The organism is Geobacillus uzenensis (assembly GCF_002217665.1).
Taxonomy (GTDB): Bacteria; Bacillota; Bacilli; order Bacillales; family Anoxybacillaceae; genus Geobacillus; species Geobacillus subterraneus.
The window spans coordinates 48906-66766 of record NZ_NEWL01000002.1 but is presented as its reverse complement, the minus strand read 5'-3'; the positions used below and the strand labels follow the sequence as shown (position 1 = coordinate 66766).

Sequence of the window (17861 nt, the reverse complement as noted above, 5' to 3'; positions counted from 1 at the left end):
CCTTACTTTTCTATAAAAAAGGAACCTCCTCAGGTTCCTTTTTTTTCGTCCGCCCGATATTGCTTCAGCCTCTCAATCTCTTCATCGGTCAATTCCCGATATTCGCCGGCCGCCAAATTCGGATCGAGGGAAAGCGGCCCCATTTGCACCCGCTTCAAATAAACGACCCGCTTGCCGACCGCTTGAAACATCCGTTTCACCTGATGAAATTTCCCTTCCGTAATCGTCACTTCGACATCGGAACGCCGGCCGGATTTCAGCACAACGAGCTCGGCCGGCTTCGTTTCATAACCGTCATCGAGCACAACGCCGCGCCGGAACGCCGCCACATCGTCACCCGTCACCTCGCCGTCAATGACGGCAAAGTACGTTTTTGGCACATGTTTTTTCGGCGCCAGCAGCTGATGGGCGAGCTGTCCGTCGTTCGTCAGCAGCAGAAGCCCTTCCGTGTCTTTGTCGAGCCGCCCGACCGGAAACGGGGCAAACAGCCGGTCTTCCTCTTCAAGCAAATCGACGACCGTCTCTTCCACGGCGTCTTCCGTCGCCGAGATGACGCCCGGCGGCTTGTTCATCATCAAATAAATGAACGGTTTGTACTCGACCGTTTCTCCCCAGACGGTCACCGTCTGTTCGTCCGGCCGCACTTTCGTTTTCGCATCATGGACAGCAGCGCCATCCACTTTCACCGCGCCGGACTTCAGCAGCTTTTTCACTTCCTTCCTCGTCCCGTACCCCATATGGGCGAGGAGCTTGTCAATGCGCAGTTCCACGAAAAATCCCTCCTAAAATCTTCCCCATACTTGGGCGTTTATCTAGTCCGCTTTTGCCTCCTCACCATACACTATGAGGGAATCATGCAGAAAGGAGATATGCCGATGAACGAGTATTACTATTATGTCCCGACGTTTGACGATTACCGTCAACAGCCGCCAGCCGGCCAATTCTGGCCTGGGTATCCCGGCGGGCAGTTTGCCAACTGGGCGCGCCGCATCGAACGGCTCGAGCGGGCTGTCGAACGGCTCGACCGGCGGCTCGACCGGGTGGACAGCCGCCTCGACCGCATCGAGCGCCGGCTTGGCCTCTCGTAAACGGATCAGTAAAGAAAGAAGGCGGGTGGCAAGACCGCCTTCTTCTCTTTTCGGCAACCAATCCGCAGCTGCCAAAGAGGCGGCGGCAAAACCAAAAAACCGACCAACAAGGTTTATGACACGGCCTTTTTCTCTTTCTTGCGCCGCCAAAAAGCAAACCGGTCGCCAAATAGCGCGGAAAACAGCCCGGAGCGAATGCTGAGAAACAAGTACACCGCCGCGCCAGCCGCTGCGCCAATCGCGGCAACCAACACCGACTCCACCGTGCCATCGCGATAGTCGATCCACCGCCCGACCAACGCCGAAACCGCCATCACCGCCAATGACATCAACGCCGTCAAAATGGCCATAAACACCGTCCGGCGAAGGACAAAGCGGTAGCGGTAACGGGTGTACCGTTGAATCACCCATAAGTTGAACGCCACTGAAACGAAATACCCGGCCATCGTCGCGACGATGGCGCCAACCGTCTCCCATTCCATAATGAGCCGCGTGTTCAGCGACAGTTTCACCAGCAAGCCGGCAGCTAAACTGATCACTGTAAACCGCTGCTGGTTAATGCCTTGCATGATCGCGGCCGTCACGGAAAATAATGCGTACAAAATCGCTGCCGGAGCGTACCAGCGCAGCACTTGTTCACCGAGCGGGTCATAGCTGTAAAACGAGCTGTACATCGGGCCGGCGAGCACCGCCATGCCGATCACCGCCGGCATCGTTAAAAACATGAGCACTTGGAACGTCTGGTTCAAATATTGCCGCAGCGCCTTCCGGTTTTGTTCGACATGCGCTTTCGTGATCGTCGGAATGAGCGCCAAGCTGAACGAGGTTGCCAGCGTCACCGGGATGATGACGAGCTTTTGCGCCCACATATTGAACACCGAATACGCGTGTTCCGATATGTTTCCCAACCCGGCGGCGGCCATCGCATGGTTGAACGTAAACTGGTCGATGAGCTGATAAAGCGACATCGACAAACCGACAAAGACGAACGGAATCGAAGAAAGGAGCAGCTCCTTATACATCGCCGGGAGCGACACGCTCACTTCGCCGCGGTCGCGCTCGAGCAAAGAACGCAAATACGGACGCCGCTTCCACCAATACACAACAAGCACCAACAGCCCGCCGACGGCGCCGACAAACGCGGCAAACGTCGCTGCGCTCACCGCGGTGACGATCGAGCCGTCCCAAATGCGCAAAATGACATAACAAGCCCCAAGCAAAAAGACAATGCGCACGATTTGCTCGACGACTTGCGACAGCGCTGTCGGCCCCATCGACTCATGCCCCTGGAAAAAGCCGCGGATCAAGCTCATCATCGGCACGATGATGAGCGCAAAACTGACGGCGCGAATGACGGCAACGACGTCATCCACCGAGTTGACGTTTGTTTCCGCATCGATGACATGCGGGGCCAAAACAGGCGCCAGCCCGTACAAAATGAGCCATGAAGCGACGCCGCTCGCCAACATGAGCACGAGGCCGGAGCGAAAGAGCGTATAGCCGACGCGGTATTCCTCAAGGGCATTGTATTTTGACACAAATTTCGATACAGCGACCGGCAGCCCAGCCGTTGCTAAACTTAAAAAAATTTGGTACGGCACATAGCCGTATCCGTACAGCGCCCCGCCGCGCTCGCCGACAAGATGGTAAAACGGAATGACGTAAAATAAGCCGAGAAGACGGGAAATCATCACGCCAGCGGTTAAAATAAATGTGCCGCGCAGCAGTTTCGATGTTGACATACGATCCCTTCCCTAACCGTGGACGTTGAAAATGGCAACATTCCTATTTTATCATAGTTGGCAACGGAACGAAAAACATTGTCTGGTTGCGGACAACGAAAGGGTGGAATGCATATGGGATATGACGTCATCGTCATCGGCGGCGGCCCGTCTGGACTCATGGCGGCGATCGCTGCTGGGGAACAAGGAGCAAGCGTGCTGCTGTTGGAAAAAGGGACAAAGCTCGGGCGCAAGCTCGCCATCTCCGGCGGCGGGCGCTGCAATGTCACAAACCGGCTGCCGATCGATGAAATCGTCCGCCACATTCCCGGCAACGGCCGCTTTTTATACAGCGCCTTTTCCGTATTTAACAACGAAGACATCATTCGCTTTTTTGAACGGCTTGGCGTGCCGCTGAAGGAAGAAGACCACGGCCGCATGTTTCCAAAAAGCGACAGCGCTCAATCCGTCGTCGAGGCGCTCGTGAACGAACTCGGCCGGCTTAAGGTCGATATCCGGCTTGAAACGCCGGTTGAGGATGTTTGGTATGAGCGCGGAAAAACGGTCGGCGTCAAGCTAAAAAGCGGGGAGACGATCGCCGCCAACGCTGTCGTCGTCGCGGTCGGCGGCAAATCGGTGCCGCAAACCGGCTCGACGGGCGACGGCTATCCTTGGGCAAAAAAAGCCGGCCATACGGTGACCGAGCTGTTTCCGACCGAAGTGCCGATCGTATCGAACGAGCCGTTCATCCAAAACCGGACGCTGCAAGGGCTGTCGCTGCGCGATGTGGCGCTTGGCGTCTTAAAGCCGAACGGCAAACCGATCATCACCCACCGGATGGACATGCTGTTTACCCATTTCGGCATCTCCGGCCCGGCTGCTCTCCGCTGCAGCCAGTTTGTTGTGAAAGCGCTGAAAAACGCCGCCGACGGCGCCGTCGCCATGAGCATCGATGCGCTGCCGGACGTCACGCAAGAAGAACTGTTTCAACGCCTGGCCAAATTATGCAAAGAAGAGCCGAAAAAAGCGGTGAAAACCATCGCCAAAACGGTGCTGCCGGAGCGGTACGCCGCCTTTTTGCTCGAGCGAAGCGGCATCGACCCGCAAGCGGCCGCCGGCACGGTAAGCCATGAGGCATTGCGGGCGTTTGTCCGCTGCTGCAAACAGTTTACGTTTCGCGTCCACGGCACGCTGCCCATCGAAAAAGCGTTCGTGACCGGGGGCGGGGTGTCTGTGAAAGAAATTGAACCGAAAACGATGGCGTCCAAATGCATGGCTGGGCTCTATTTTTGCGGCGAAATTTTGGACATCCACGGCTATACGGGCGGCTACAACATCACCGCCGCCTTGGTGACCGGGCGGCTCGCCGGCATGAATGCCGCCCGCTATGCGTTAGAGGCGAAAAGCAGCCGAAGCGAATCATCGGCGCAGACAGCCGATTGACAGTGTCGAGATAGACGGGTTTTCGACGAATGACGGGAATCATCGGCGCAGACAGCTGATTGACAGCATGCCAAACGAGGCGCAGCCGCTTTCCCGCCGATGAAGCGGACAACGGCCGGCAAAAAGCGGACCGCCAAGCCTCTTACAAACAACTCGGCGTTCCGGCTCCACACCTGCAACCGGGGCGGCCCGGCCCATTACGTCCGGTAAATGACCATGGCGGAAAAGCAATAAATTTGCTCGCCTTCTGACTCCATCGCCGCCACGCTGTATTTGACATCAATCAGCTGCCCGTCTTTCAGGCGGGCTAGAAAATCGTTGACGGCCGCTTCTAAATCTTTCTCATGTTCTTTGTCAAACACTTTCACTTTATACATGCCGCTCCTCCTGTTTTCTTTTCTGTTTTCCACATGGGGAGGGAAAGTCCTGCCTGAAAAAACAAAAAACGAGGGTGTCCCATATGAAGCGGGACCCCCTTGTTCTCACGATGACACGCGCGCCGAACCCTTCCTTGAGGCCGTGTCTCTCACGATGGAATGAACGCGTCGCTAATTGAGGGGGCCAAAAAGGATTAGGCCCCCCTTTCGCCGCTATATATACGTGCTGATTGTTTCTGACACACTATATGTTGCTCCTATCTTAAAGGCAGACGACCTTTTGGGTCAGCCCCATCCGCCCTACTTCCATCGGGCAGCGGGTTAAAGAGCGATCACGGTCGGCGGCGGATGCTCGTCTTTCGCCGCTTCTTTCACCCCGACCCCGTGGGCGAATGCTGAGTGGAAGGCGGACGGTCATCATAACCGGGTGAAGGCGGGACCATTATTGCTTCGGCACCGTTTCCCCTTCCCACTCGAGCATGCCGCCGGTCATGTTGCGGACGCGGTAGCCGAGCTCCTGCAAGTAATGGCAGACGTTTTCGCTCCGCCGCCCGGAGCGGCAGACGAAAATGTATTCTTCGTTTTTATCGAGTTCATCCAACCGGTTCGGGATGTCACCCATTTTGATATGTTTGGCGCCCGGAATCATGCCGAAGGCGACTTCCTCGTCTTCGCGCACATCGACAATGTTCAGCTTTTCACCGCGTTCAAGCTTTTCCTTCACCTCGGCCGGAGTGATCTCTTTGATTTCTTCCATCCAAGTTCGCTCCTTTCATCCGTATAAGAGGGGGGCGGCGGACCCGCCGTCCCGCCCGTCTTGTTAGTTGGCAACGATATTGACGAGCTTGCCGGGGACGGCGATCACTTTGCGCACCGTTTTGCCTTGAAGCTGCTCTTTGATTTTTTCATCGGCAAGCGCCCGTTCTTCGAGCGCCTCTTTCGATAAGTCAGCCGGCACGTTGAGCTTCGCCCGCACTTTGCCGTTGATTTGGACGACGATTTCCACGACGTCTTCGACCAGTTTTGCTTCGTCATACGCCGGCCACGATTCATAAGCGATCGTGTCCGTGTGGCCAAGCTTTTGCCACAGCTCTTCGCCGATATGCGGGCAAACCGGCGATAAAAGCTTGACGAACCCTTCCATATATTCTTTTTTCATCTGCTCGGCTTTATACGCTTCGTTAATGAACACCATCAGCTGTGAGATGGCGGTGTTGAAGCGCAAGGCTTCGTAGTCTTCCGTCACTTTTTTCACCGTTTGATGATAGACGCGCTCAAGCTGGTCGTTCGCCGGCTCGTCGACGATGTTCGGGTTCAGTTCGCCATTTTCAGTGACAAACAGACGCCAGACGCGGTCCAAAAACCGGCGCGCTCCGTCAAGCCCTTTCGTCGACCAGGCGATCGACGCTTCAAGCGGCCCCATGAACATTTCGTACAACCGGAGCGTATCGGCGCCATGGCTTTCGACGATATCGTCCGGATTGACGACGTTGCCTTTTGATTTGCTCATTTTTTCGTTGTTTTCGCCTAAAATCATCCCTTGGTTAAACAGCTTTTGGAACGGCTCTTTCGTCGGCACGATGCCAAGGTCGTACAGCACTTTATGCCAGAAGCGGGCGTACAGCAAGTGCAACACCGCATGCTCTGCCCCGCCGATGTAGACGTCAACCGGCAGCCATTGTTTCAATTTTTCCGGATCGGCGAGCTGTTTGTCGTTATGCGGATCGATGTAGCGCAAATAATACCAGCAGCTTCCCGCCCATTGCGGCATCGTGTTCGTCTCACGCCGCCCTTTTTTGCCCGTTTTCGGGTCGACGACGTTGACCCATTCTTCGATGTTGGCAAGCGGCGATTCGCCCGTTCCCGACGGACGGATTTCATCCGTTTTCGGCAGGACAAGCGGCAATTCTTCCTCCGGCACGGTCGTCATCGTTCCGTCTTCCCAATGGATGACCGGAATCGGCTCGCCCCAGTAGCGCTGACGGCTGAACAGCCAGTCGCGCAGCCGGTACGACACTTTTTTCCGCCCTTTTCCATGCTCTTCAAGCCACGCGATCATTTTTTCGATCGCTTCTTGTTTGTTCAAGCCGTTCAAAAACTCGGAGTGGATGTGCTCCCCGTCGCCGGTGTACGGCTCGTTTTCGACATTCCCGCCGGCCACGACTTCTTTGATCGGCAAGTTGAATGTTTTCGCGAACTCATAGTCGCGCTCATCGTGCGCCGGGACGGCCATGATCGCCCCCGTGCCGTAGCCCATCAACACGTAGTCGGCGATCCAAATCGGAAGCCGAGCGCCGGTCACTGGATGAACGGCGTACGCACCGGTGAATACGCCCGTCTTTTCTTTCGCCAAGTCGGTGCGCTCGAGGTCGCTTTTGCTTTGCACTTCCTTCAAGTAGGCGTCAACGGCTTGTTTTTGCTCCGGCGTTGTAATTTTCTCAACGAGCGGATGCTCCGGCGCCAGCACCGTGTACGTTGCGCCAAACAGCGTATCCGGCCGCGTCGTAAACACCGTGAACGACTCGTCATGGCCGTCGACAGCAAACTCGATTTCCGCCCCTTCCGAGCGGCCGATCCAGTTGCGCTGCATCTCCTTGATGCTTTCCGGCCAGTCGAGCTCTTCTAAATCTTCGAGCAGCCGGTCGGCATAAGCCGTAATTTTCAGCATCCATTGCCGCATCGGCTTGCGGATGACCGGATGCCCGCCGCGCTCGCTGCGGCCGTTGATGACTTCCTCGTTTGCCAGCACCGTGCCGAGCGCCGGACACCAGTTGACCGGCACCTCATCTATATACGCAAGCCCTTTTTCGTACAGCTTCAAGAAAATCCATTGCGTCCATTTGTAATAGTTCGGGTCGGTCGTGTTAATTTCCCGATCCCAATCATACGAAAAACCAAGCGACTTAATTTGCCGGCGGAAATTGTCGATGTTTTTTTGCGTAAACTCGGCCGGGTCGTTGCCGGTATCAAGCGCATATTGCTCGGCCGGCAGCCCGAACGCGTCCCAGCCCATCGGGTGAAGGACGTTGTACCCTTGCATCCGCTTCATGCGCGCCAAAATGTCAGTCGCCGTATACCCTTCCGGATGGCCGACGTGCAAGCCGGCGCCGGACGGATACGGAAACATATCCAACACGTAAAACTTCGGTTTGTCGCTTTCATCCGGGGTGCGGAACGTCTTCTGCTCTTCCCAATAATTTTGCCATTTTTTCTCGATTTCGCGATGGTTGAAACTCATCGTCATACTCCTCCTATCGGTTTCTGCATTTGCATCATTGACGGAAATATGTATAAAAAAACCCCCCATCCCCATGAAAAGGGACGAGAGGCACACTTCCCGCGGTACCACCCTTTTTGGCGCGCCTATGGCGCACCCGCTTTGTTCCTTAACGCGGATTCACGGCCGGCGTTAGTAAGCAGCGCTGTTCGCGCCGGCAACTCCGAGGCGAGTTCACGAGCCCGCTTCGGTTGACTCGCACCAGCCGTCAACTCTCTGCCGTCCGCCAGGCCCGCTACTGCTCCTCTTCACCGTTATTCGCACGTTTCTTTGCGTCCGAAATGACAAATTTAATTATTATTTTAAAAAATTTGTCGATCGATTGCAAGCCGAAACCTATATCGTCGCTGCTGTTTTTTTCCCGGTCTTCTCTGTCGGCTTTGGCAGCCAGCGGTCGTACAACAGCGCCGCGGCAACCGCCAACAACGCAAACGCGACGAGCAGCCCGATGAGCGGCTTCATGCCTAAGGTGTCAGCCGCCCACCCGCCGATGACCGGCCCGATCATCCGTCCGGCCGTAGCCGTGCCGTTGACGATTCCTTGGTAAAATCCGGCCTTCCCTTGCGGCGCGAGCCCGCTCACGACTGCCGGAATCGCCGGCCAGACGATCATCTCGGCGATGGTGAGGACCACCATCGAAGCGGCAAACTCACCGAGCGAATCGGCGTCAAACAGCATGGCAAACGAAACGGCGAAAATGGCAAACCCGATCACCATTTGCCGCTTCATCCCCGGCATGAAGCGGCGGATCACCCGCGACAGCACCGGCTGCGCCAAGACGATCAACGCGCCGTTGATCGTCCAAAGCAAGCTGTATTGATGGACCGGCAAATGAAGTTCCCGGGTATAAACGGCGATCGTCGTCGACCATTGCACATAGCTCACCCAGCACAACCCATAGCCGCCGCAAAGGAGAGCGAGCGCCCACCCGACGGCGCGGGATGGCGGTTTTTCCACTTCTCGGGATCGTTTCGTTCTCGGTGCGGGCAAAAGCGGGATGCGCCGCAAGCCGGCCGTGACGATCACCAAAAACGCGACATAGAGCAACAGATTGGCGAAAAACACGAACGAAAAGGAATAGGAGGCGACAAGCCCGCCGAGCGCCGAACCGATGGCGACCCCGACGTTTTGCGCCACATACAAGGCGTTGAACGCCCGCCGTCCCCCTTCCGGCCAAATCGCGCCCGCATACGCCGATGCCACCGGAAAAACGATGCCGCTGCCGATGCCAAGCAGCGCCAAAAACATCGCATAATGCGGCCAGCCGTGCCAAACGCTCAAGCCGGCCGAGGCCGCCATCGTCAAACAGGCCCCGGCAAGGAGGGAGCGAAACCCGCCGATCCGGTCAAACAAAACACCGCCGACTATGCTGCCGACGACGCTGCCGCCGGAGTTGAGCATCAGCACCGCGCCCGCCACCGCAAGCGGCTGGCCAAGCTGTTCGTGCAAATAAATCGTATTGAGCGGCCATAAAAAAGACCCCCCTGTCACATTAAGCGCCATACCGACAAGCAGCCACCAAAGCGCACGGGGCATCGGTCATCATCCTTTGCTTCATTTCTTTCGGTTCCCAAACTAATTGTAGGGGGGAAAGGAGAAAAAAGCAATCAAAAACGTCATAATAAACAACGAGGGCAGCAGGATGCCCCCTCGTTGTTTAACGTACCTCACCCGTTGCGCTGTTTGGAGCGGATCGGCTGTCCGCCCGTTTGTTCGTACTGCTTTTTCGCCAGTTTGACCGGATCGAAATCTTGGCCCAGTTCAAGATCGTTATTGTTTCGGCCGTTGCGCGTTTTTTGTTCCGGGTTCGTTTGTTTCAGGCGCCGCTTCATGTCGTCCCTCCTCACTTCTGTTTCCCCGCCGTTTCTTTGCCTTCCTTCTGGCCGGTGTGAATGGCGGGGCTTTCACTTGCCGCTGTCTTTAGCGGTCAAGCAAGATCATTTCGTTTTGCAGCTGCTCAAGCTGAAGCCGCATCCGGTGCAGCTGCTCACGCTGCTGGGCGTTGCAGCTTAACGCCAAGTGCGCCAAGTCGTTGACCGTTTGCTCGAGCATTTGCTGGGCGTTCGTATATTCGGTGAGGTTGTAATGCTCTTGCTTTTGCGCTTCGGTATATTGTTCTTTCGCAAAGCGGATCACATCTTCACACCGCTGCAAAAACTCTTCGACCGATTGTCTTGTCGCCATGCGTTCACCCCTTTTCGTAATGTTCCCTCATGTTTACTATGCGCCGCTGTCGTCATCCGTATCACGTCAATGATTGGCAGCGATCGCTTTTTGCCGCCATCCATGGTACAATGCAAGGATGACGGCATTTTTCAAAGCAAGGAGGGAAGCGGTATTCATGCACGCAAACCCGTTTCCGTATACCAATGACCATAAACGGTATCATACGTGGAACTACCATTTGCGCCAGACGTTCGGACATAAAGTGTTTAAAGTCGCGCTCGATGGCGGCTTTGACTGCCCAAACCGCGACGGGACGGTGGCATACGGCGGCTGCACGTTTTGCAGCGCCGCCGGGTCAGGCGATTTTGCCGGCAACCGGGCCGATGATTTAGTGACCCAATTTCATACGATCCGGGAGAAAATGCACCAAAAGTGGAAAGACGGCAACTATTTGGCGTACTTTCAAGCGTTCACGAACACGCACGCCCCAGTCGAGGTGCTGCGCGAAAAATACGAAACCGTGCTCGGCCTTGACGGCGTCGTCGGTCTGTCGATCGCCACGCGCCCTGACTGCCTGCCGGATGAAGTCGTCGATTATTTGGCCGAATTGAACGAACGGACGTATTTATGGGTCGAGCTCGGTTTGCAAACGATCCATGAGCGGACGGCGCAACTGATCAACCGGGCGCATGATTTCCACTGTTTTGTCGACGGCGTCCAAAAATTGCGCCGGCACGGCATCCGCGTCTGTGTTCATCTCATTAACGGCCTGCCGCTAGAGACGTACGACATGATGATGGAAACGGCCCAAACGGTCGCCGCCATGGATGTGCAAGGCATCAAAATCCATTCGCTTCATTTATTAAAAGGAACACCGATGGTGAAACAATACGAAAAAGGGCTTGTTACGTTTTTGTCGTTTGACGAATACGTCCGCCTTGTATGCGACCAGCTTGAAGTGCTGCCGCCGGAGATGGTCGTGCATCGCATCACCGGCGATGGGCCGATCGACTTGCTCATCGGGCCGATGTGGAGCGCCAATAAATGGGAAGTATTAAACGCCATTGACGCCGAGCTTGAGCGGCGCAACAGCTATCAAGGAAAACGATACAAACAAGAGGTGGCGGCCCGATGACATTGATGAACATTTTGCCGTTTGCCCGCTTTTTGCTTGCCGGCGCGGTCACTGAAGGCGACCTTGCCATCGACGCGACGGTCGGCAACGGCCATGACACCGTCTATCTTGCCGAACGCGTCGGCGATCGCGGGCATGTGTTTGGCTTTGACATTCAAGCGGAAGCGATCGCGGCGGCGGCGGCCCGCCTTGCTGAACGCGGGCTGCACGGCCGGGTCACGTTATTCCAACAAAGCCATAGCGAACTGCTCACAGCGCTTCCCTGTGATGTTCATGGCCGCATTGCCGGCGCCGTGTTCAACCTCGGCTATTTGCCGGGCGGCGATAAACAAATCGTCACCAAACCGGAATCGACGATTCAGGCGGTCGAACAGCTTCTTTCCGTCATGAAGCCGGGCGGTGTCATCGTTCTTGTCGTTTACCACGGCCACCCGGAAGGAAAAATCGAGCGCGACGCGCTGCTTGATTACGTGCGTTCGCTCGACCAGCAACACGTCCATGTGCTAAAATACGAATTCCTCAATCGGCGCAACGACCCGCCGTTTATTCTTGCGCTCGAAAAGCGACAGGCGGAGATCGCTCCTTTTCCCCGATCCGCCCCCAAATAAAAACGGCTGTCTTTACGAGAAAGACAGCCGTTTTTGTTTCTCTTGCCAAAAACGATACGCTTTTCCGTTCCAATAGAAAAACTGCGACGCCGCCCCGCCGGCGCGGACGAGCTGACGCGCCAACCGGCGCAAGCCGCGCTGCTTTTTCACCTTGTCATCCGACAAATACAGCCCAAGCAAGCCGCGGTGAATCAAACGGTGAAACTCGCCATGGGGCAGTTCGCCGACATGGCGGTCCGCTTCCTCAATAAAGTGGCAAAGCCGTTCGAGCAGCACCGTTTCATTCGGATAGTAAAAACAAAAGTTCAAATCGCCGCCTTCGCGGTCTTCTTCTTGATCGATCAAATAATCAAGCAAAATGTGCAGCCCTTGAATGTACGGAAAATAACCGTCGCGCACTTGTTTTGCCATCTCCGGCGGCAGCGACTCGCCAAACGCATACGCCACAAGGCAAAAAATGCCGAGCGTCGAGCCGGAACAGGCGGAAAACTCGTACCATTCCATCGGCGGCAAGGCGTCTTTGTATTGGGCAAACCACCGTTCCAGCCGCGGCACGCGCTCTTTTGTATCGACGTGTTTATGTACTTGCAAATCGCAATAATATCCGGCCAGTTCATGCAAAAATGGAACGATCGTTTCGTAATGGCGCACGGTCTTGAGCACCTCTTGGCACGTGCGCACGAGCGCCGGCAAATAGCCGCCGTCTTCCTGCTCGCGGCGATGGCGGTAATAGTTCGACGGCTCCGCCCCGAGCGTCAAAGCATCCGGCATCGAGTCGTGCAAGGCGCGAAAATCGAGCGGATCCAGTGAGGTGCTCCGGTCGCACAAGTTATCTAAGTAGTCGCTAATCGTCTGGTACGCGACGATAAAGCGGATGCACGCTTCTAATTGTTCCCCCGCCAAAAGTGCCAAAATTGCACCGCCTTCACAATGGAACGTTTTCGACGCAATGCTCGCCAACGCTTGACGCCGCAGTTCCGGGTCAGGGATTTGCTCCGCCTGCCGCTGCCAATAGGCAAGCTCGCGGTGGACAATGGGAAACACGTCGCGATAGACCATTTTCATTAACGCAATCGGATGTGTCGGAATTTTCAATGGGCTCACCTCGGGCGCAAAAACCTTGCTCTTTTCTCTTCTAGTATTGCCATCCATGCAGCTTGGACAAACCGGTTTGGCTGCAGTCCGCTTCCTGTTGTTTACGAACGGCGGACAACTTTGTAAAATACAAATAGACAGACGATTTTGCATAAAGAAAGGAACGAAAGCGATGATTTATCCATACAAAGGAAAGACGCCGCACATTGCCCCGTCCGCCTTTATCGCCGATTATGTGACGATCACCGGCGATGTCACGATCGGCGAGGAGACGAGCATCTGGTTTCACACCGTCATCCGCGGCGACGTGGCGCCGACAATCATCGGCAACCGGGTCAATATTCAAGATAACTCAATTTTGCATCAAAGTCCAAACAATCCGCTCATCATTGAAGACGGCGTGACCGTCGGCCATCAAGTCATTTTGCATAGCGCCATCGTTCGCAAAAACGCCTTGATCGGCATGGGATCGATCATCCTCGATGGCGCGGAAATCGGCGAAGGCGCGTTTATCGGCGCCGGCAGCTTAGTGCCGCCCGGCAAAAAAATCCCGCCGAACGTGCTCGCCCTCGGCCGGCCGGCGAAAGTCGTCCGCGAGCTGACCGAAGACGATTTCCGTGAAATGGAACGCATCCGCCGCGAATACGTGGAAAAAGGGCAATATTACAAAGCGCTCCGGCAGCAGCGGCCCATCGAGCCGTAACGAGCGGCTGGAATGTCGGGCGTTTCCCATCGCCCTTGGCGGCCGATGACGAACCAACAGCCGAGAAACACGTCAATCACGCAGTCGTTGCCATGCCGTCATGCTCGCCTGACCAACCAATGCGAAAGCAAGCCAAAAAGAAAAAGAGGGGACGGCCGGCGATTGCCGATCACCCCCTCTTTTTTCGTTATTGTCCGTTCGCTAACGCCAACGCTTGCTCTTTCAGCACAGCCGCTTTATCGGTGCGTTCCCACGGCAAATCGACGTCCGTGCGTCCGAAATGGCCGTAAGCCGCCGTTTGTTTGTAAATCGGACGGCGCAGGTCAAGCATTTTGATGATGCCGGCCGGACGAAGGTCGAAGTTGTTGCGCACGACTTCAATCAAAATGTCTTCCGACACGTTGCCGGTGCCGAACGTATCGATCGAAATCGAAACCGGACGGGCGACACCGATGGCGTAGGCGAGCTGCACTTCGCACTTATCAGCAAGCCCGGCCGCGACAATGTTTTTCGCCACATAACGGGCCGCATATGCTGCCGAGCGGTCAACTTTCGTCGGGTCTTTGCCCGAGAACGCACCGCCGCCATGGCGGGCGTAACCGCCGTACGTGTCAACGATGATTTTCCGCCCTGTCAGCCCAGCGTCCCCTTGCGGACCGCCGATGACGAACCGGCCGGTCGGGTTGATGAAATAGTTCGTGTTCTCATCCAACAACTCCGCTGGAACCACCGGTTTGATGACGTGTTCTTTCATATCGCGTTCGATTTGATCTTGCTCAATTTCCGGATGATGCTGCGTCGAAATGACAATCGTGTCGACGCGCACCGGTTTGCCGTTTTCATCGTATTCGATCGTCACTTGCGTTTTGCCGTCCGGACGCAAATACGGCAACACGTCCGTTTTGCGCACTTCGGCCAAACGGCGCGCTAAACGGTGGGCAAGCGAAATCGGGAGCGGCATCAACTCTTCTGTTTCATTGCAGGCAAACCCAAACATAAGCCCTTGGTCGCCGGCACCGATCGCTTCAATTTCCTCGTCGGTCATCTGACCTTCGCGCGCCTCGAGCGCCCGGTCAACCCCCATCGCGATATCCGGCGACTGCTCGTCAATCGACGTCAGCACGGCGCACGTATCGGCGTCAAATCCGTATTTTGCGCGCGTATAGCCGATCTCGCGAACCGTATCGCGGACGATGCGCGGAATATCGACGTACGTCGACGTCGTAATTTCCCCGCTGACAAGCACGAGACCTGTTGTCACGCTCGTTTCACAAGCGACGCGGGCGTTCGGATCTTTTTCCAAAATGGCATCCAAAATGGCATCGGAAATTTGGTCACAAATTTTATCCGGATGTCCTTCGGTTACAGATTCTGAAGTAAACAAGCGGCGTTTGGCTGACATTCGGCTCATTTCCTCCTCTTGACGTAATGTGGCGATACGGAACTCGTTTCCCTTCGCAATATAAAAAAACCTTTCCTGTCACGGTGAGGAAAGGTCATTGCAATCGGATTGCTTCCTTTCACTCTTATCGTTCAAGGACCACGCCTTGCCACAGGTTAGCACCATTTCACATATGTAAAATTGTGACGGTTGCTGGGTTTCATCGGGCCTGTCCCTCCACCGGCTCGGGATAAGAGTATCCGTTCAATGACTTATCTTATCGCAATGGAATAAGCAAAGTCAACCGCAGAAATGAATTTTTTATTATCTGAAAAATAGGCAAAATAAGTTCAAAAAAACCTACACAATTAGTATGGACTATTAATAAAAATGTGTTATACTATTTTCAAGAGTGATTACAAAAAGAAGGCAGGTTGTGAACATGGGGATCGCAAACATGACAAATAAGCTTTCTTTGCTGCTGCAAAAACCGTACGTACATCACCAATTGTCCGTCGCTGAGCTCGTCGAAAAAGTGCTGCAACGACACGAAGGACGGCTGACGCACACCGGAGCCGTCGCCGTCACGACCGGCAAATATACCGGACGGTCGCCGAAAGACAAATATATCGTGGAAGAACCGTCGACGAAACAGACCGTTGATTGGGGAACGGTCAACCAGCCGATGGCGCCGGAAACATTTGAAAAACTGTATGATAAAGTGCTCGATTATTTAATGAGGAAAGAGGAACTGTTCGTCTTTAAAGGCTTTGCCGGCGCCGATCCGAAATCCCGGCTGCCGATTCAAGTCGTCAACGAATTCGCTTGGCACAACTTGTTCGTCCATCAGCTGTTCATCCGGCCGAGCGCTGAAGAGCTCGCCGCACATGAGCCGCAATTTACCGTCATTTGCGCGCCGAACTTTAAGGCGGACCCGGCTGTGGACGGCACGCGCTCGGAAGCGTTCATCATCATTTCCTTTGAACGCCGCGTTGTCCTAATCGGCGGGACGGAATACGCCGGTGAAATGAAAAAATCGATCTTCTCGGTGATGAACTATTTGCTGCCGGAACAAGGCATCCTGCCGATGCACTGCTCGGCCAACGTCGGCCAGGAAGGCGACGTCGCCCTCTTCTTCGGCTTGTCGGGAACCGGGAAAACGACGCTCTCGACCGACCCGAACCGCCGCTTGATCGGCGATGACGAACACGGCTGGTCGAGCCGCGGCATTTTCAATATCGAAGGCGGCTGCTATGCGAAATGCATCAACTTATCGCGCGAGAAAGAGCCGCAAATTTTTGACGCCATCGGCTTTGGCGCCGTGCTCGAAAATGTCATTCTCAACGACGCGACGCGAGTGCCGGATTACGATGACGGCACGCTGACGGAAAACACGCGCGCCGCCTACCCGCTTCAAGCGATCAAAAACATCGTCGACCCAAGCGTCGCCGGCCACCCGTCCACGATCGTGTTCCTGACGGCCGATGCGTTCGGCGTCCTGCCGCCGATCAGCAAACTGACGCGCGAACAGGCGATGTACCATTTCTTAAGCGGCTACACAAGCAAACTCGCCGGCACGGAACGCGGCGTCACCGAACCGGAAGCGACGTTCTCGACGTGCTTTGGCGCGCCGTTTTTGCCGCGCCCGGCCGTCGAGTACGCGGAAATGCTCGGACAAAAAATCGCTGAGCACAACGTCCGCGTCTTTTTGGTCAACACCGGTTGGACAGGAGGGCCGTACGGCGTCGGCAGCCGCATGAAGCTCGCCTACACCCGCGCGATGGTGCAAGCCGCCGTCGAAGGAGAGCTTGACAACGTCGAAACCGTGCAAGACCCGATCTTCGGCCTCGCCATCCCGGCGCACGTCCCCGGCGTGCCGGACGACGTCTTGCGCCCGCAAAACACATGGGCCGACAAACAAGCGTACGAACAAAAGGCGAAAGAGCTGGCGGAAAAATTCCGCGCCAACTTCCAAAAATTCGCCCACATCGATCCGTCCATCGAAAAACTCGGCGGACCGCTCGTTTAACAAGAACCCAGCCGGACAGGGAACCGTTCCCTGTCCGGCTGTTTTTTATTTCTTTCCTTTGCTTTGGACTCCGACACTGAATCCTTAAGCATTTCTGTACGTCGATCCGTTTCATTCGCCTCAAACAACCTCAAAACAACCGGACTCGATCAAACGCAATGGGCTTCTGTGTTTTCATTTGTCGCAATGGCCATTAGTTCTGTAAGGAATACGTAATGTCATCAAAAGATGGATGATTAATGAACTTGCGCATGATTTCTAAAGTTTTTACTCCCTGTTCCCCCAAGAATTGTGTTCTTGCCTCTATTTCTTCAACTGTTTTCCGCAAATCATTCATATACTTATCACAATTTTTAGTATCATTAAACAAGTGATCAAGATGCATAATTCCTATAGAAACTCCAGCAGCATGATATGCCTCACATTTCGCACCCTCCCAACGAAAATCGGGAGGATTTTTTGTGTCCATCGTCGAATGAATCCTTGACATACAAGGAAAGTGAAGGAGTTTTTCTCTCATGAACGTTCAAGTCAAAAAGGTCTATCGCAATTATTATTTGAATATAATAAGTGCCCTATTCAAGAAACTGGGCCTGCCCCAATTGATTGACCATCTCGTTCCCGTTGATCCACAGTGCCAGACTCGAGTCAGCGATGCCGTTCAGGCCATCATCTACAAGTCATACGGAACGACCAGCGATGGTAAAAAAAGGATAGCCATCGCTCGTCGTGTTGGTCAAAAAGTTATTCTGAAAAACTAAATAAAAAATCCTTTGTTTTGACCTTGTTAGGGTGCGAAATGTGAGATATGCTCTGTCTAAAGGCCTTTTGATTTTCA

The 17861-nt window shown here is 54.9% G+C and carries 17 protein-coding genes, 1 pseudogene, 1 riboswitch and 1 other annotated feature; of the genes and pseudogenes, 7 read left to right on the top strand and 11 right to left on the bottom strand.

Annotation, left to right across the window (positions count from 1 at the left end; all coding sequences use genetic code 11):
• Positions 1–29: 29 nt before the first annotated feature.
• Complete coding sequence (locus B9L21_RS01865) at positions 30–770, bottom strand: pseudouridine synthase (RefSeq protein ID WP_063164961.1); 741 nt, start codon at positions 768–770, stop codon at positions 30–32.
• A 105-nt stretch (positions 771–875) separates the two neighbouring features.
• Here B9L21_RS01865 and B9L21_RS01860 point away from each other — a divergent pair, with 105 nt between their 5' ends.
• Positions 876–1088: a hypothetical protein gene (locus B9L21_RS01860; RefSeq protein WP_063164960.1), complete on the top strand. Its 213-nt coding sequence runs from the start codon at positions 876–878 to the stop codon at positions 1086–1088.
• Positions 1089–1201: 113 nt separating this feature from the next.
• On the opposite strand, the gene B9L21_RS01855 is transcribed toward B9L21_RS01860, so the two are convergent.
• Entirely contained in the window at positions 1202–2830 is a 1629-nt protein-coding gene (locus B9L21_RS01855; RefSeq protein ID WP_063164959.1) for a polysaccharide biosynthesis protein, read from the bottom strand.
• A 114-nt stretch (positions 2831–2944) separates the two neighbouring features.
• On the opposite strand from B9L21_RS01855, the gene B9L21_RS01850 reads away from it, so the two are divergent.
• Positions 2945–4252 carry an NAD(P)/FAD-dependent oxidoreductase gene (locus B9L21_RS01850; protein WP_063164958.1) on the top strand — a complete coding sequence of 436 codons (1308 nt, stop codon included), beginning with the start codon at positions 2945–2947 and terminating at the stop codon, positions 4250–4252.
• Positions 4253–4449: 197 nt separating this feature from the next.
• Here B9L21_RS01850 and B9L21_RS01845 read toward each other — a convergent pair whose 3' ends face one another.
• The 6 genes from B9L21_RS01845 to B9L21_RS01820 form a co-directional block, all read right to left on the bottom strand.
• Positions 4450–4629, bottom strand: a complete 180-nt coding sequence (locus B9L21_RS01845) for a sporulation protein Cse60 (RefSeq protein ID WP_008880941.1) — start codon at positions 4627–4629, stop codon at positions 4450–4452.
• 442 nt (positions 4630–5071) lie between these two features.
• A complete protein-coding gene (locus B9L21_RS01840) occupies positions 5072–5386 on the bottom strand; it encodes a rhodanese-like domain-containing protein (protein WP_063164957.1) in 315 nt (104 codons plus the stop codon).
• 63 nt (positions 5387–5449) lie between these two features.
• Positions 5450–7867, bottom strand: a complete 2418-nt coding sequence (gene leuS, locus B9L21_RS01835) for a leucine--tRNA ligase (protein WP_063164956.1) — start codon at positions 7865–7867, stop codon at positions 5450–5452.
• A gap of 76 nt (positions 7868–7943) precedes the next feature.
• Positions 7944–8167 (bottom strand) — a binding site (T-box leader).
• 75 nt (positions 8168–8242) lie between these two features.
• Complete coding sequence (locus B9L21_RS01830) at positions 8243–9442, bottom strand: MDR family MFS transporter (protein ID WP_063164955.1); 1200 nt, start codon at positions 9440–9442, stop codon at positions 8243–8245.
• Positions 9443–9573: 131 nt separating this feature from the next.
• The gene (locus B9L21_RS01825; RefSeq protein WP_063164954.1) at positions 9574–9738 is read right to left on the bottom strand and encodes a hypothetical protein; all 165 of its coding nucleotides are present in this window, start codon (positions 9736–9738) and stop codon (positions 9574–9576) included.
• An 88-nt stretch (positions 9739–9826) separates the two neighbouring features.
• Positions 9827–10090, bottom strand: a complete 264-nt coding sequence (locus tag B9L21_RS01820; RefSeq protein WP_063164953.1) for a YtzC family protein — start codon at positions 10088–10090, stop codon at positions 9827–9829.
• Between the two features lie 157 nt (positions 10091–10247).
• Between B9L21_RS01820 and B9L21_RS01815 the strand changes: the two genes are divergently transcribed.
• Positions 10248–11207 carry a TIGR01212 family radical SAM protein gene (locus tag B9L21_RS01815; RefSeq protein ID WP_063164952.1) on the top strand — a complete coding sequence of 320 codons (960 nt, stop codon included), beginning with the start codon at positions 10248–10250 and terminating at the stop codon, positions 11205–11207.
• Positions 11204–11815 (top strand): tRNA (mnm(5)s(2)U34)-methyltransferase, encoded by a 612-nt coding sequence (locus tag B9L21_RS01810; RefSeq protein WP_063164951.1) that lies wholly within the window; start codon positions 11204–11206, stop codon positions 11813–11815. Before B9L21_RS01815 ends, B9L21_RS01810 begins: the two co-directional genes overlap by 4 nt.
• Before the next feature lie 12 nt (positions 11816–11827).
• Here the strand turns inward: B9L21_RS01810 and B9L21_RS01805 are convergent, their stop codons facing one another.
• Positions 11828–12910: a tetraprenyl-beta-curcumene synthase family protein gene (locus tag B9L21_RS01805; protein ID WP_063164950.1), complete on the bottom strand. Its 1083-nt coding sequence runs from the start codon at positions 12908–12910 to the stop codon at positions 11828–11830.
• Between the two features lie 172 nt (positions 12911–13082).
• On the opposite strand from B9L21_RS01805, the gene B9L21_RS01800 reads away from it, so the two are divergent.
• The gene (locus tag B9L21_RS01800; protein WP_063164949.1) at positions 13083–13613 is read left to right on the top strand and encodes a gamma carbonic anhydrase family protein; all 531 of its coding nucleotides are present in this window, start codon (positions 13083–13085) and stop codon (positions 13611–13613) included.
• Between the two features lie 187 nt (positions 13614–13800).
• On the opposite strand, the gene metK is transcribed toward B9L21_RS01800, so the two are convergent.
• Entirely contained in the window at positions 13801–15015 is a 1215-nt protein-coding gene (gene metK / locus B9L21_RS01795; RefSeq protein WP_063164948.1) for a methionine adenosyltransferase, read from the bottom strand.
• Positions 15016–15136: 121 nt separating this feature from the next.
• Positions 15137–15251, bottom strand: a riboswitch (SAM riboswitch).
• A gap of 185 nt (positions 15252–15436) precedes the next feature.
• On the opposite strand from metK, the gene pckA reads away from it, so the two are divergent.
• Positions 15437–17023 (top strand): phosphoenolpyruvate carboxykinase (ATP), encoded by a 1587-nt coding sequence (gene pckA / locus B9L21_RS01790; protein WP_063164947.1) that lies wholly within the window; start codon positions 15437–15439, stop codon positions 17021–17023.
• A gap of 193 nt (positions 17024–17216) precedes the next feature.
• Here pckA and B9L21_RS01785 read toward each other — a convergent pair whose 3' ends face one another.
• Complete coding sequence (locus B9L21_RS01785; protein ID WP_063164946.1) at positions 17217–17492, bottom strand: hypothetical protein; 276 nt, start codon at positions 17490–17492, stop codon at positions 17217–17219.
• Positions 17493–17541: 49 nt separating this feature from the next.
• Here B9L21_RS01785 and B9L21_RS01780 point away from each other — a divergent pair.
• Positions 17542–17701 (top strand): annotated as a pseudogene (locus tag B9L21_RS01780) (DUF4277 domain-containing protein); the annotation flags it as partial.
• Positions 17702–17861: the final 160 nt, after the last annotated feature.